This is a genomic window from Shuttleworthella sp. MSX8B (genome assembly GCF_000524295.1).
In the GTDB taxonomy this organism is placed as follows: domain Bacteria; phylum Bacillota; class Clostridia; order Lachnospirales; family Lachnospiraceae; genus Shuttleworthia; species Shuttleworthia satelles.
The window spans coordinates 16,154-29,774 of record NZ_JAQT01000012.1 but is presented as its reverse complement, the minus strand read 5'-3'; the positions used below and the strand labels follow the sequence as shown (position 1 = coordinate 29,774).

At 52.4% G+C, this 13,621-nt stretch carries 11 protein-coding genes; 1 reads left to right on the top strand and 10 read right to left on the bottom strand.

All coding sequences use genetic code 11. From position 1 onward, the window contains the following. Positions 1-101 precede the first annotated feature (101 nt). The 3 genes from HMPREF1508_RS03060 to HMPREF1508_RS03050 all read right to left on the bottom strand — a co-directional run bounded on the left by HMPREF1508_RS03060 (position 102) and on the right by HMPREF1508_RS03050 (position 5,118). A complete protein-coding gene (locus HMPREF1508_RS03060) occupies positions 102-815 on the bottom strand; it encodes an aspartate/glutamate racemase family protein (protein ID WP_044959305.1) in 714 nt (237 codons plus the stop codon). Between the two features lie 59 nt (positions 816-874). After that, positions 875-2,662 carry a threonine--tRNA ligase gene (gene thrS / locus HMPREF1508_RS03055; protein ID WP_044959303.1) on the bottom strand — a complete coding sequence of 596 codons (1,788 nt, stop codon included), beginning with the start codon at positions 2,660-2,662 and terminating at the stop codon, positions 875-877. 425 nt (positions 2,663-3,087) lie between these two features. Further along, entirely contained in the window at positions 3,088-5,118 is a 2,031-nt protein-coding gene (locus tag HMPREF1508_RS03050; protein ID WP_044959301.1) for a 2-isopropylmalate synthase, read from the bottom strand. A 485-nt stretch (positions 5,119-5,603) separates the two neighbouring features. Between HMPREF1508_RS03050 and HMPREF1508_RS03045 the strand changes: the two genes are divergently transcribed. Beyond that, positions 5,604-7,409 carry a Na/Pi cotransporter family protein gene (locus tag HMPREF1508_RS03045; protein WP_044959299.1) on the top strand — a complete coding sequence of 602 codons (1,806 nt, stop codon included), beginning with the start codon at positions 5,604-5,606 and terminating at the stop codon, positions 7,407-7,409. Between the two features lie 454 nt (positions 7,410-7,863). On the opposite strand, the gene HMPREF1508_RS03040 is transcribed toward HMPREF1508_RS03045, so the two are convergent. From HMPREF1508_RS03040 to HMPREF1508_RS03010, 7 genes are all read right to left on the bottom strand, one after another. Continuing rightward, positions 7,864-9,273 (bottom strand): sodium-dependent transporter, encoded by a 1,410-nt coding sequence (locus HMPREF1508_RS03040; RefSeq protein WP_044959298.1) that lies wholly within the window; start codon positions 9,271-9,273, stop codon positions 7,864-7,866. Further along, the gene (locus tag HMPREF1508_RS03035) at positions 9,263-9,883 is read right to left on the bottom strand and encodes a cytidylate kinase-like family protein (protein ID WP_006905847.1); all 621 of its coding nucleotides are present in this window, start codon (positions 9,881-9,883) and stop codon (positions 9,263-9,265) included. Before HMPREF1508_RS03035 ends, HMPREF1508_RS03040 begins: the two co-directional genes overlap by 11 nt. Before the next feature lie 12 nt (positions 9,884-9,895). Further along, positions 9,896-10,321 carry an RNHCP domain-containing protein gene (locus HMPREF1508_RS03030; protein WP_044959297.1) on the bottom strand — a complete coding sequence of 142 codons (426 nt, stop codon included), beginning with the start codon at positions 10,319-10,321 and terminating at the stop codon, positions 9,896-9,898. After that, positions 10,305-10,691: an RNHCP domain-containing protein gene (locus HMPREF1508_RS03025; protein ID WP_198015552.1), complete on the bottom strand. Its 387-nt coding sequence runs from the start codon at positions 10,689-10,691 to the stop codon at positions 10,305-10,307. The genes HMPREF1508_RS03030 and HMPREF1508_RS03025 overlap by 17 nt, the downstream gene beginning before the upstream one ends. A gap of 172 nt (positions 10,692-10,863) precedes the next feature. Further along, positions 10,864-11,538, bottom strand: coding sequence for a histidine phosphatase family protein (locus tag HMPREF1508_RS03020; RefSeq protein ID WP_242834487.1), 675 nt, complete (start codon positions 11,536-11,538; stop codon positions 10,864-10,866). A gap of 246 nt (positions 11,539-11,784) precedes the next feature. After that, complete coding sequence (locus HMPREF1508_RS03015; RefSeq protein WP_044959295.1) at positions 11,785-12,027, bottom strand: prevent-host-death protein; 243 nt, start codon at positions 12,025-12,027, stop codon at positions 11,785-11,787. Positions 12,028-12,182: 155 nt separating this feature from the next. Then, on the bottom strand, positions 12,183-13,607 hold the full coding sequence (locus tag HMPREF1508_RS03010) for an MFS transporter (protein ID WP_084640218.1): 1,425 nt from the start codon (positions 13,605-13,607) through the stop codon (positions 12,183-12,185). Positions 13,608-13,621 lie beyond the last annotated feature (14 nt).

The window sequence follows — 13,621 nt, the reverse complement described above, 5'->3', positions numbered from 1 at the left end:
CTCATAAATATGACTTTTTCAATGCAGTCATACGTTTAAAGCCCAAGCTGAAAAGTTTCCGTTTTTTCGATCTTCCGCCGAAAATAAAAGCCCGCATTCTCCTAAACCAAAAGCGGCTTCAGACCAAAGAACTTAATGCACTCCTCGGCCAGAACCTCCATGGCATCAATATAGAAGGAAGACAGACCATGGTATTCCCGATAAACCGATAATTCCGTACAGCCCAGAATTGCCCCGTCGCATCCTGCCTCCCTGACTGCTCTGTCAATGGCTGCAAAGGTATGCCGGTTCCCCTTTTCTCCCGCTTTGATCTCATCGTAGATCAGGGACATGACCTTCTTCTGCGTCTGCGAATCAGGCTCATAGGCCACGATTCCCGCCGCCTCCAGGGCCTTGCGGTAAACGCCCGTCACTATGGTTCCGTCCGTCGCCAGAATGGCCACCTTCTTCTTCCCCGCATCTGCCAGCCTCCGGACGGTCCGGCGGGGCATGTGAATAATAGGCACTGCCAGCTGGTCCTGCAGACGGTCCACAAAGTAGTGAGATGTATTACAGGGGATGGCAATGGCCGAACAGCCACAGGTTTCCAATGTCTTACAGTCCTTAAGCAGGCGTTCCTCTACCGGTCCCTCATCTCCCGACAAAATCGCCTCCGTCCGATCCGGCATCTGGGTGTCAGAATAAATCAGAGTCGGAATATGGTCCTGGTCGCGAGCGGCCGGGGTCCGGTCCAAAATCCACTGATAGAAGATCTGCGTGGCCTGAGGCCCCATACCTCCCAAAATCCCAAGTTTCCCCGTGAAAGCATCTGTCATTTCATCACCATTTTCAGGTCTTTCGACCTGTGGAAAGTTATAAGCTTATGACACTGCTGTCATCCGTTTTCGTTTCCGACCGGTCCGGTCAGCAGATCTTTCAGGTGTTCCATCTGAAGTTTCCTGCACATGGCGCAGAAATCAGCCAGAGGCAGATCATGAATCTGCTCCTTCTGCCCCCGAACCGTCACAGATACCGTCCCATTCTCCACTTCCTTGTCGCCGATGACTAAGGTATAAGGGTCACGCAGGGTTCTGAAACGCTTGATCTTCTCATTCATGTTCTTGTCCGCGTAGTCGGCTTCCACACGGATCCCCATGGAACGCAGCTCCTCCTGGATCTTCTCGGCATAGGCGTTGTGACTGGTTCGGATGGGAACGATACCGACCTGATAGGGGGATACCCAGAAGGGGAAGCTGCCCTTGAAGTTCTCAATCAGGATTCCGATAAAGCGCTCCATGGAGCCGAAGATCGCTCTGTGAATCAGAACCGGCTGTTTCTCGCTTCCATCCTGAGCGGCGTACTTGAGCCCGAAGTTGAGGGGCAGCTGGAAGTCCAGCTGGATGGTCCCCATCTGCCACTCTCTTCCCAGAGCGTCCTTCATCTGCAGATCAATCTTGGGTCCATAGAAGGCGCCGTCCCCCTCATTGACGTCATAATTACCCTCCCCATACATGTTGTCCAGGATCTCTCTGAGCTCCGCCTCTGCCTTATCCCAGGTCGCGATATCTCCCATGAAGTCATCCGGTCTGGTGGACAGTTCAGCGCGGAAGGTAAGGCCGAAGGTGGAATAGATCTCATCCGCGATAGACATAATATCCGCGATCTCACTGGCGATCTGATCCTCCGTCACCAGGATATGAGCATCATCCTGACGGAACATCTGCACCCGGAAGAGACCGTTGAGCTCTCCGGACTTCTCCTTGCGGTGAATGACATCCACCTGGGAAACCCTGAAGGGAAGATCACGATAGGAGCGCAGACCGTTCTTATAGAACATGATGGCATTGGGGCAGTTCATGGGCTTGGCCGCGTAATAATCCGACTCATCCTCCTTCTCCCCCGGGATGATAAACATATTCTCCTTATAGTGTCCCCAGTGACCGGAGGTCGCCCAGAGCTTCTGATTGTTGATGACCGGGGCCGCGATCTCCAGGTAGTTATGGCGCTCATGTACGCTTCTCCAGTAATCGAGCAGGGCATTGAAGAGCTTCCAGCCCCTGGGCAGCCAATAGGGCATTCCGGGAGCGGACTCATGGAACATGAAGAGTTCCAGTGCCGGTCCTAATTTCTTGTGGTCTCTCTCCTTGGCCTCGCGAAGCAGTCTCTGATGCTCCTTGAGCTCCTCCTTGGATGGGAATGCGTCCACATAGATTCTCTGCAGGGTATCGTTCTTCTCGTCTCCCCTCCAGTAAGCGCCGGAGGTGGATCGGATGGCAAAGGCCGCGGACATGAGCTCTTTGGCATTATCCACATGAGGTCCTCTGCACAGATCCGTGAAGTCGTCGCCGGTCTTATAGACGGTGATCACGGCGTCTTCGGGCAGGTCTTTAATGATCTCTGTCTTATATTTCTGATCCCGAAAAATCTCCAGAGCCTGATCGCGGGTGACCTCTTCGCGAGTAAAGTCCTCCTTGCGCTTTAAGATCTCCTTCATCTTGGCCTCGATTTTTGGAAAATCATCCTCGGTGATGGATACGGGCAGCTTGAAATCATAGTAGAAGCCCGTGTCGATCTGAGGCCCGATGGCATACTGGGTCTCGGGGCCATAGAGCTCAATGACAGCCTTGGCCAGGATATGGGCCAGGGAATGACGATAGACCTGTAAGAATTCCTCTCTCTCCATTGCGTATCTCCTTTTGCTGATCGCATCGGATGCATCATCCTGTCACTTAGGATCCAGGATCATCCTGTACACTCTTCTGTAAGCATTTCCCTGTCGGCGACAACAGGATGCGCGCTTCGCGATCCTTCCATTGTCATCAAAAACACCCCAGGTGCGCCTTGCATGCGCGCCCAGGGTGCTTCTTGCACGGTTCCACCTAAGCTTTCACTCATTCTCCCGTAACGGGGGATACCGTCAGACCTTACACACCCGCTGTCACACAGTCCATGTCAAAAGATGGTACAAGCTTGGGGTCTGAAGCTGTGGAGTGGTCTTGGCAGATTCCGAAACCCGGATGTCTTCCAGCCTGGGGCATCCTCTCTGGCGAGTCTCTCTGGAATCTGTTACTGTCTCCGTCAACGCCTTTGTCAATAAGTGCCTACAGTTTAGCTTTTGCGCCTTTTCTTGTCAACCGGGAGTCCGTTCTCCCTGTTGCGATAGGCCAGGGGAGTCATGGCAAAGAGACGCTTGAAGGTACGGTTGAAATGCTCGACATTGGCATAGCCTGACTCATAGGCGATGCTCTCCACCGTGGCGACACCGTTCTTGAGCAGGCCCTTCGCTCTCTTCATTCGCTCTGCCGTCACATGCTCACCGAAGGTCTTGCCGGATTTTTCCCTGATGTATTTGGAGACATAGGGCTCTGACAGGTGGAAGGTCTTTGACATGGTCTCCAGGGTGACATTCCGATAGTTCTTGCGAATAAAGTCGAGCATATCTGTAAGCCTTGCATCCGCGCTCTTATCCTGCGCGGCGATCTTCGGCAGCTGGTTGACCGCGACACAGAGAGCATGGATTGAGGCAGTCAGAATATCCTCATTGATTCCCGCTCCCCAGAAATCCCTCTCGCTCGTAGAAATTCCCACGTAGGCAATTGCCTTGGAGGCAGACCCTCTTGACAGGGTATGCTCTTCATAGGCAACCAGTTCATAGCTGACGCCGAAGAATTCCTTCACCGCGTTGGAGGCCGCGTCCAGGCGTCCGTTCCCGATGGCCTCCACTTTGCTCACATGGTCTCCTCTGCGGATCTCTACCTGGGCGACAACCGCCTCCCCCATACGCTTGAACTCCGCGTCCTCGACCGCGAAATAGGGCATGGGGTCCACAAATCTGGCCCGAAAGGCCTTATAGACCTCGTCCGGCGACAGTTCCTGATGGGTCTCGTCGGATACCTGCTTGATGGCATAGCCCACGGACTCCTTCATCTTGGCGGGAAGGGTCAAGGCAAAGTTGTGCTGGAGGATATAGCTCACGCCGCCCTTGCCGGACTGGGAGTTGATGCGAATGACATCCTTATCATAATTGCGGCCGACATCCTTGGGGTCAATGGGCAGATAGGGAACCGTCCATGGCTCGCCCTGCGTCTCTCTCTCTCTGGCTGCCATCCCCTTGGCGATCGCGTCCTGATGAGAGCCGGAGAACGCGGAGAAGACAAGGTCTCCAGCATAGGGCTGGCGGGCAGGAACACGCATCTGTGTCAGGCGCTCATAGGTTCCCCGAACCTTTGGCATATCCGAAAAATCCAGTCCCGGATCGACGCCGTAGGAATAGAGATTCATCGCCAGGGTCACAAGATCCACATTTCCGGTCCTCTCTCCATTGCCGAAGAGTGTCCCCTCAACGCGCTCCACTCCCGCGAGGCAGCAGAGCTCCGCGTCGGCGACCGCGCAGCCCCGGTCATTGTGCGGGTGTAGGGACAGGATGACATTGTCCCTGTACTTCAGATTCTTGGAAATGTATTCGATCTGACTGGCAAAGACATGGGGCATCGCCGTCTCAACCGTCCCCGGAATATTAATGATGCACTTCCTGTCCGCGGAGGGCTTCCAGATATCCAGAACGGCGTTGCAGACCTCCAGTCCATACTCCACCTCTGTCCCGTGAAAGGACTCTGGAGAGTACTCAAAGGAGAAGTCCCCCTCTGTCTTTTCTGCCAGGTCCAAAAGCATCTTTGCCCCTTCTGTCGCCAGCTTCCGGATCTCCTCCTTATTCTTGCGGAAGACCACATTTCTCTGGGCGACGGAAGTGGAATTATAGAGGTGGATCACAGCGTGCGGCGCGCCCTTGACCGCCTCGAAGGTCTTCTTGATAATGTGCGGTCTGGCCTGGGTCAGCACCTGTACCGTCACATCCTCGGGAATCATATCGCGGTCAATCAGAGCCCGCATGAAATCATATTCCGTCTCGGAGGCGGCGGGAAATCCCACTTCGATTTCCTTGAATCCGACCTCGACCAGCATACGGAAGAATTCCAGCTTCTCCTCCAGTCCCATGGGCTCAATCAGGGCCTGGTTGCCGTCGCGCAGGTCGACAGAACACCAGATGGGCGGACGATCCAAATGATCCTTTCTGACCCAGTCTGACATAAAGACTGGGGGTAGAAAATATTGCCTCGTATATTTCTCCACATGTTTCATTACAGGACTCCCTCCCATTCTTTTCGTCCGCGAGCGGACAGGCACTGATCTTTCTTGTCTATAGTATCATATTGATTTTCTGGTTTTAATGTATAAATTTATCTTCTTTCTTTGATTATATTTAACATTCTCCCCCCTCTCACCTATCGTTTCGCTTTTACTTCACCTTTTGCTTCTCCTTTTGCTTCTCCTTTTGCTTCTCCTTTTGCTTCGCTTATATAGAATATTTATTTTACCTATACATGTGCATACACATGCAAATTAATTTAAACTTCTATATAGCTTCCATAGGAATCCCCTTATAGCTTCCAGAAAAATACCTTTCCATAGAAAATCGGAGAGAGTTTTCTGCGGTTGATTTCTGCAGCTCCTGGCTGACGCTGTGGCTGGTTTTGCATCTATTTTCTTGCTAAGACCTCCCCTTGCAATGTAGAATAAGCGGTGTATGGGCCATAGCCCCCCTAACGCGAAAAGGAGATATACATATGGACATCACCATTATCCTGCAGATGATCGGCGGTCTGGTTCTCTTCCTCTATGGGATCCAGTATCTGGGCGACTCGCTCAAGAAGGTATCTTCCGGACGCCTGGAGAAGATCCTGGAGACCCTCACTTCCAACAAGTGGAAGGCAGCCCTCCTGGGAATGCTGGTCACTGCTTTGATCCAGTCCTCCGGGGCAACCATCGTCATGTGCGTCGGCTTCGTCAACTCCGGCATCATGAGCCTGACCCAGTCTGTCGGCGTCATCCTGGGCGCTAATATCGGTACCACCATCACCGCCTGGCTCTTGTCCCTGTCCGGCATTACCTCGGACAATATCATTCTTCAGCTCTTTAAACCGGCTAACTTTTCTCCCATTCTCGGCTTCATCGGCCTGGTCATGTTCCTGGCCGCCAAGAAGGAGCGGACCAAGGACATCGGTTCCATCCTCCTCTCCTTCGCCATTCTCTTAATTGGAATGAGCTCTATGTCGGCAGCGGCAGCTCCTCTCTCTAACAACGAGGCCTTCACCAGTCTTCTGACCGCCTTCTCCAATCCCATCCTGGGACTTTTGGCCGGACTGATCATGACCGCTATCCTCCAGTCGTCCTCTGCTTCCATCGGTATCCTGCAGGCCCTGTCCACGACAGGAACCGTCAGCATGGGCGCCGCCATTCCCATCATCATGGGAGAGAACATCGGCTCCGCCTTGACCGGAGTCATTTCCTCCATCGGAGCCTCCCGCAACGCCAAACGCGCCGCCTGGATTCAGATGTTCTATTGCATCTTAAAGACCTTTACCTTCATGATCGCTTTTTACTCCTTAAACCTGCTCTTTCATTTCCCCGTCATGTATCAGGCAGCCAACCCTGTCATCATCGCCATCTTTCACTCCATCTTCAATATCGCGGCTGTCGCCATCATACTTCCCATCTCCGACATTTTGGTCAAGATGGTTGAGACCGTCTTCCCCATCACTGAGGAGGAGACCCGGGCCAGAGAGAGTATGCACACCTTCGACGTCCTGGACGAGCGTTTCCTGGACTCTCCTGTCCTGGCCTTAGACCAGTCCAAGGTCGTTCTCATGGAGATGTTCCGGCATTCCAATGAGGCCATGAATGATGCTATGGACCTGATCTTCGAGTACGACGAGAAGAAGGCCAAAAATGTAATTCGCCTTGAGGCCCTGGTCGACCAGTATGAAGATCGACTGGACTCCTATCTGACCCTTCTGTCTACCAGAACCCACACGGAACACGAGGCCAACCGCCTGACCATGCATGTCCACTCCACCAACGATCTGGAGCGCATTTCCGATCATGCGCTTAACATCGCCAGCTCCATTACGAAAATGCGGGAGGAGGGTCAGTCCTTCTCAGACGCGGCCAAGGAAGAGCTCAAAGTCTTCACCGACGCTGTCCGCGAGATCCTGGATCTGACCATGCGAACCTTCGACGACAACAATCTGGAGCTGGCCCGCAGCGTCGATCCTCTGGAGGACACCATCGACTTCCTCAATATGGAGATCAAGGATCATCACGCCCGCCGTCTGCAGCACAACGAGTGCACGATTGAGATGGGCCTTGTCCTCTCCGATATCACAATCGATCTGGAGCGTGTCGCTGACCACTGCGCCAATATGGCTGTCTACATGATGGCTACCAACGACAACAACTTCGTCACCCACGATTTCGTCCAGAGAGCCCGTGAGGCCAAGGACAACAACTTCGAGATTCTGGTTGCCGGCTATATGGCCAAGTACAAGATCCCCCAGTCCAAGTTCAAGACCCATATGGACCGGGAGGATTAAGCCCTCAAGCGGCCTCTCACAGTCCCCATTTACAGGGCGGATGCAGGGCAAGGTCAGAGCAGTCCATGCTCTTAGCAGCGGCTTCTCACAATCTTCAGCAAGACGATAACAGGGCCCTCGCAGGACGATTTTGTCCTGCGGGGGCCCTGTTGCTGTTCTTCTCCTGTTCGCGGAGAAAATTTTTATACCTGCTATCTGTTTATGCCTGAAACCTATTGATACCCGGAATTTATTTATCCTTGAAATCCATTCATGCCTGAAACCTATTGATACCTAGAATTTATTTATCCTTGAAATCCATTCATGCTTGGAATCTATTGATACCTAGAATTTATTTATCCTTGAAATCCATCCATGCTTGGAATCTATTGATACCTGGAATCCATTTATGTTTGAAATCTATTTGTGCCTGTGAATCAACCTATGCTTCCTGAGATGATTCCCGGAAGCCTTCCTATTTCAGGAAATTGAGCAGGCCGGTGGACTGCAGGAAGAGGACCAGCATCATGACGGGGGTCACGAATTTCACCATGACGACATAGAGGCCCTTCCGGCTCATCCTGTGCCCTGAGGACTCCACTTCATCCGTCACATACTTTGGCCCGACCACCCAGCCGATCAGGATCGTAGACAAGAGGGCGATAAAGGGCATCAGGAAACTGTTGGAGATATAGTCCATGATATCCAAAAGCTGACCGGTAGAGCCATTGGGGAGTTTGATCTCCATATAGAAGACAGAGTAGCCGAGGACAATGATCACAGAGGCGATGCAGTAGATCACCGTCGCAATCAAAGTCGTCTTCCTGCGCTCGCTGTGGAAGATCTCCATGCAATTGGCCACTACGGTCTCCAGGACAGAGACGCAGGAGGTCAGCGCGGCAAAGGCCGCCATGACAAAGAAAATCAGGCCAAAGACCGGTCCCACGACCCCCATGGCCGCGAAAACCTTGGGAAGGGAGATAAACATAAGGGAGGGTCCTGCTCCCATCCCCTCCGTTCCCGAGAAGACGAAAATGGCCGGAATGATCATCATGCCTGCCAAAAAGGCGACCAGGGTATCAAAAATCTCAATCTGCGCGATGGACTTGGACAGGTTGACGTCTTTCTTCACATAGGAGCCATAGGTGATCATAATTCCCATGGATACAGACAGGGAGAAGAAAAGCTGGCTCATAGCGTCCAGCAGGATCTGCAGGAAACGCCCCAGGGTCAGGCCCTCCAGATTCGGCGTCAGATAGACAGCCAGCCCCTGCAGGCCGGTTCGGCTGACCCCGTCCGCGTCCCGGTGGTGCAGGAAAAGGGCAAAAATCGCGATGAAAATAATCATCAGAAGGAGAAGCGGCATAATAAAGCGGGAGGCCTTCTCGATTCCCCCTTCAACACCCTTGTAGACAATGAACGCGGTGATCAGCATGAAGATCAGAGCATAGACGACAGGGGATATTTCCCCTGTGATGAAGCCGGTAAAATACTTGTCCCCGGCCGCCGCCTGGGTCTCCCCGATCAGATAGGTGACGATATAGCGGGAAATCCATCCCCCGATCACCGCGTAATAGGTCATAATCAGAACCGGGACGAAGAAAGTGAGAATTCCCAGAAAACCCCAGCCCTTCTTCATTTTGGCATAGGCATTGACAGAGGATACTCCCGTCTTTCGCCCGATGGCAATATCTGAAGTCAGAAGGGTGAAGCCGAAGGTGACAACCAAAATCAGATAGATCAGGATGAACAGACCGCCGCCGTCCTTAGCTGCCAGATAGGGAAATCTCCAGAGATTACCGACACCGACCGCAGAGCCTGCCGCCGCCAGGACAAATCCCAGTTGTCCGGTAAATGTTCCGCCTTGATTTGTTTTATCGCTCATGATTCACTCCATATTTCTCTGTGATGATTTTTGCAAGGACATCGACACATGTTTCGATTCCAATGGCTCCGACATCCAGACTGATCTCATAGTGGCGGCTGTCTCCCATCACATGTCCCGTGTACTGCTTACAGTAGTTCTCCCTCAGCTGATCCCTGTGAGCAATATACTTGAGTACATCTCCGGTATAGCCGCCAAGCTCTTTCGCATGGGCCTTGCGGCTCTTTAAATCCGCGTGAAGAAAGACGCGAAAGACATCGATTCCCGCCTGTTTCAAGGTGTAGTCCGAGCACCTGCCGATAATAATACAGGGGTGTTCCCGGGCCAGTTCCAGAATCAGTTTTCGCTGGGCCCGGTTGATTTCATCGTGAGATGAGGTGTAGGCGGCAGAGTTATTGAGTACCGTGTTCAGAAACATGGAGCCCCTGGAGATCTCCTCTCCCTCTCTGGCGACCTCATCCTCCCCGTAACCGGATTCCAAAGCTGCCCGCTTCTGAAAGTCCTTGTCATAGAAGGGAATTCCCAGGCGCTCTGACAGCTTCCTCGCAATGGTAGATCCATAGGCAGCATACTGCCTGGAAATGGTTATCACCGGCAATTGTCTCTCCATAACTCACTCTCCTTAGAATAGATTTCCCTGATCTTCCATAGTCTCCAGCATAGAAGATAAGCGGTCCCTGTCGAAGTAGTCCATGGCAAAGGGCTTCAGTGCCAGGGCCATCAGCTTCATGGGATTGTCATCCGCGGCAATACGGTTCGACGACATGGCCCCGCAGTGTGTGCAGCGATGAATAATGGCCCATTCTCCATCGGATCTGGCCCAGACCCCGATGGGTTCCATCAGAGCTCCGCAGCCTGCTGCCCGGTCGCCCGGGCGGTTGTCTACATGCTTGGAGTACAGGCAGTTGGGACAGTGGTTGCGATGATTGGATCCGGCCCCGTTTGAGACGATCAGCCAGCCGCAGTTTTTGCACTTGAAGGAGTCTACCGCCGGATGCTTCATATAGTAGTTCTTATCATATTTGCGGCGTTTATTCTCTCTGTTCACGATTCCAGCCCTCCATAGACCCCTGTCCCCCCATCAGATCCAGGAGCTCCTGCATGCGTTCCACCGGAAATGCCGGAGCTCCCAGCGGGCCTGCCGCCAGACTCATCAGCTTGACTGGATTATCGTGCCTTGTAATGGGACTTGTCCGCAGCTCACCGCAGATGACGCAGCGCTGAATGATCCGTCCCTGACTCCTGCTTTTGGCCCAGATGGAAATCGGCTCCAATTCACCCCCGCAGGCATTTCCCTCCCGATCATAGTCGTGAAGCCCGGACAGGCAGTTGGGGCAGTGCTCCCAGGCGATATTCTCCATCCCCGCATCCGGAACCCAGCCGCAGTAGGGGCACTCGAACTCTTCCTCTCTCTTCATCTTCCTTCCCATCTCCCTGCATGTATCCCGCGATCCTCCGGGATCACTTTTCTTTCTGCTTCCCGTCCAGTAAGGACTTCTCTTTCAATCAAAATCCCGTCCGCCCTCTGTCTTCCTGCCACAGAGAGTGATTCCCGCGGAAGTCCCTGTCTGCGACTTGATTTGGCAGGAGCTAATCTGTCGCAGGCAAAATCCTCCGCAGAAAACGGCGATTTGCGCCCCGGCTCTCGAAGACTCTAATCTCACAGTTCTTCATCCTCGGCCGCCAGACCACCCCCCGCGGGGCATTCTCCATATAGCCGATCAAAGTCCGCGTAATTCCCCCGTGACAGGTCACCAGGACATTATCATAGCCACAGGCCTCTCCCGCTTGCTCAAGATCCCTGAGGAAGGAGGCCGACCTTCTGCGCATGGATTGCAGGGGCTCCACCGTGGGCGGGCAGGGCAGATAGTCCGCGCAGGACCAGTAGAGACCCATCCATGGCCCCAGAGCCCAATAGGGTCGTCTCTCATACCTTCCGAAATCAGTCTCTGTTATGCGGGGATCAATGGTGATTTCCTCTCTGGGTCTGCCGGACAAAATGCAGGCCGTCTCAATGGCTCGATCCAGGGGCGACGCGTAGACTGCGTCAAAGACCGGCACCTCTCCCAAGGATTCTTCCACGGCCCGCCTGGCCGCCCTTGCCTGCCTGCGGCCTGTCTCATTCAGTGGCTCATCCGTCCTCCCCTGCATGAGATGGTCCCGGTTCAGATTTGTCTGTCCATGTCGACTGATCCAGATTTTCATTTTTTCTCCCTGATAGCCATAGATTGGTATATTATACTCTCTCTCCTCTCGTCTGCGCAAATTCTCTCCTTTAAAATAACCTGCAGAGAGAAAACCTTATGTATTTCGACTGGCGGCAGACGACAGATTTCCGGGCTGTACCTTCCTGACTGCTTTGAATGACCACTTAAAAAACAGCAAACCAATTTGATTTGCTGTTTCTCATATAAATCAATTGATACTCAAGACAGAGAGACCAATTCCTTCCTCCGGTTTCCTTGATCAGCTGAGTATGGAGCAATAAAATTTGCTCTTTACTCAATTTCTTCATTTCGCCAGTACCTCGTATGCTTCCTTGTTTTGAGCCATTAGCCTCTTAGAAATACTCAGCACATCCTCATCTGATGCAACTGCATCTTTATCTGCCTTACTGAAGTCAATCACAAGATATCTCGGCACATTATTTTTTAAAATAACAGCAGAGCCACGCTCATCTACCAGTCTTGCCACCTTGGAGAAATTCTGATTTGCTTCAGAAATGGAGATCATCGTATTTGTATCTATAGTCATTGTGAACACTTCCGTGATCTTTTCTTATAGAATATACGAGTTTTAGGATAAATTCAGCCTAACCATGTTCTACTATTTATCGACTATAATCATGTCCTGCTGTCTATTGGCTGAAACGAAAAAATATAGCTCTGTTATTTTATGACACCCGCGCATTATCTCATGGCGTGGCGTTTTTTTAGTTCGGCGTTATTCTCCAGGACTTTTTTCTTACTCAGGGGATAGATAAAGAAGAGCAGAAGCGCCATCACAAGAAAACCGATGGCCGGAACCAGAGTTCCCAAATTATAGATTCCCTGGGTGACAGACGGATCAAACGCGGTTTCCTTGCTGTAGCCAACCAAAGAGATCAGCCAGCCGGTCAGCCCGGTGGCAAGACCCTGCCCCAGCTTACGGGCGAAGGAATAGACGGAATACACCGTTCCGTCATTCCGGCTGCCGGTCCGAATCTCCACATCATCAATGACGTCAATAATCATTGCCCAGCATACCAGATTAAAGAGGGCAAGCCCGACATAGGTGACAGCTGCCAGTATCATAAAGACAAGAGGACTCTTTACCTGAAGGGCATATGTGACAAAGAGCATGACGGCGGAGAAAGCGGCTCCGACCACGGCGATTTCCTTCTTTCCGGTGATTGATGTGACTTTGGAAATGACAGTCGCCAGCAGCAGTACGACAATGTTATTGACGAAACCTCCGATCGACATAAAGGTCTTATCATTAAAATAGTTCGGATAGACATAGCTCCACATACCGGACCAGGTCAGCTGTGTCAGAAGGAGAACCAGAGCAGAGCTCATAATCCCCACAAAAGCACGGTTGGTAAAGAGCATGCCGAAGATCTGAAGGATATTCTTCTGCTCCTCCTTCTTCGTCTCGATTTTAACGCGCTCGGTAGACAGGGCATAGCAGACGATATAGACTAAAACCGCCAAGACACAGCAGACGCCGGCGGCAGCCATCATGTGATCCCCGCTGAGCACCTGGTGTCCCTGGGCGTCGGTCTGGTAGACAATCAGAGGAAGGACAGCCACTATGACAATCTGGGCAACCGTCGCACCGATATTTCTCCAGGTGGACAGCTGCTGGCGCTGGTTGGGATCCTCCGTCATCGCGGAGGCCATAGATCCATAGGGAATATTCACCCCGGTGTAGCAGACGGAGCCCCAGAGGATATAGGTAACTGCCATCCAGGCAACCTTGACTCCCATGGAAGCCCCCGCCATATAGGGGGCAAAAATCAGAAAACAGGCAACTGCGACCGGCCCCATGAACCTGCGGATCCAGGGAGTGAACTTGCCCTTGGCGGTATAAGAGCTTCGGTCAACGATCTGTCCCATGGCCACATCAGTAAATGCATCCACAAACTTCCCCAGCATCATCAGGATCCCCACCAGGACAGCGGGCACGCTCATGATATCGGTGTAGAACTTCAGCATAAAGAGGGCGACAATCACAAAGGTCAGATCGTTGGCGAAATCGCCGGCCGCATATCCGATCTTATCTGCAATGCCAAAGGGCTTTTTTGCCCGCTCCTCAAATTCGTTCATCACCGCTTCCTTACTTCGATCTCTCATTTCATCCTCCTTAT

What these genes read in the sequence shown, in the direction of transcription:
- HMPREF1508_RS03040 (WP_044959298.1), bottom strand. Translation starts at nt 9,273, where the DNA reads ATGAGCGATAAAACAAATCAAGGCGGAACATTTACCGGACAACTGGGA.
- HMPREF1508_RS03010 (WP_084640218.1), bottom strand. Translation starts at nt 13,607, where the DNA reads ATGAGAGATCGAAGTAAGGAAGCGGTGATGAACGAATTTGAGGAGCGG.
- HMPREF1508_RS03025 (WP_198015552.1), bottom strand. Translation starts at nt 10,691, where the DNA reads ATGAAGAGAGAGGAAGAGTTCGAGTGCCCCTACTGCGGCTGGGTTCCG.
- HMPREF1508_RS03045 (WP_044959299.1), top strand. Translation starts at nt 5,604, where the DNA reads ATGGACATCACCATTATCCTGCAGATGATCGGCGGTCTGGTTCTCTTC.
- HMPREF1508_RS03035 (WP_006905847.1), bottom strand. Translation starts at nt 9,883, where the DNA reads ATGGAGAGACAATTGCCGGTGATAACCATTTCCAGGCAGTATGCTGCC.
- thrS (WP_044959303.1), bottom strand. Translation starts at nt 2,662, where the DNA reads ATGGAGAGAGAGGAATTCTTACAGGTCTATCGTCATTCCCTGGCCCAT.
- HMPREF1508_RS03015 (WP_044959295.1), bottom strand. Translation starts at nt 12,027, where the DNA reads ATGACTATAGATACAAATACGATGATCTCCATTTCTGAAGCAAATCAG.
- HMPREF1508_RS03060 (WP_044959305.1), bottom strand. Translation starts at nt 815, where the DNA reads ATGACAGATGCTTTCACGGGGAAACTTGGGATTTTGGGAGGTATGGGG.
- HMPREF1508_RS03050 (WP_044959301.1), bottom strand. Translation starts at nt 5,118, where the DNA reads ATGAAACATGTGGAGAAATATACGAGGCAATATTTTCTACCCCCAGTC.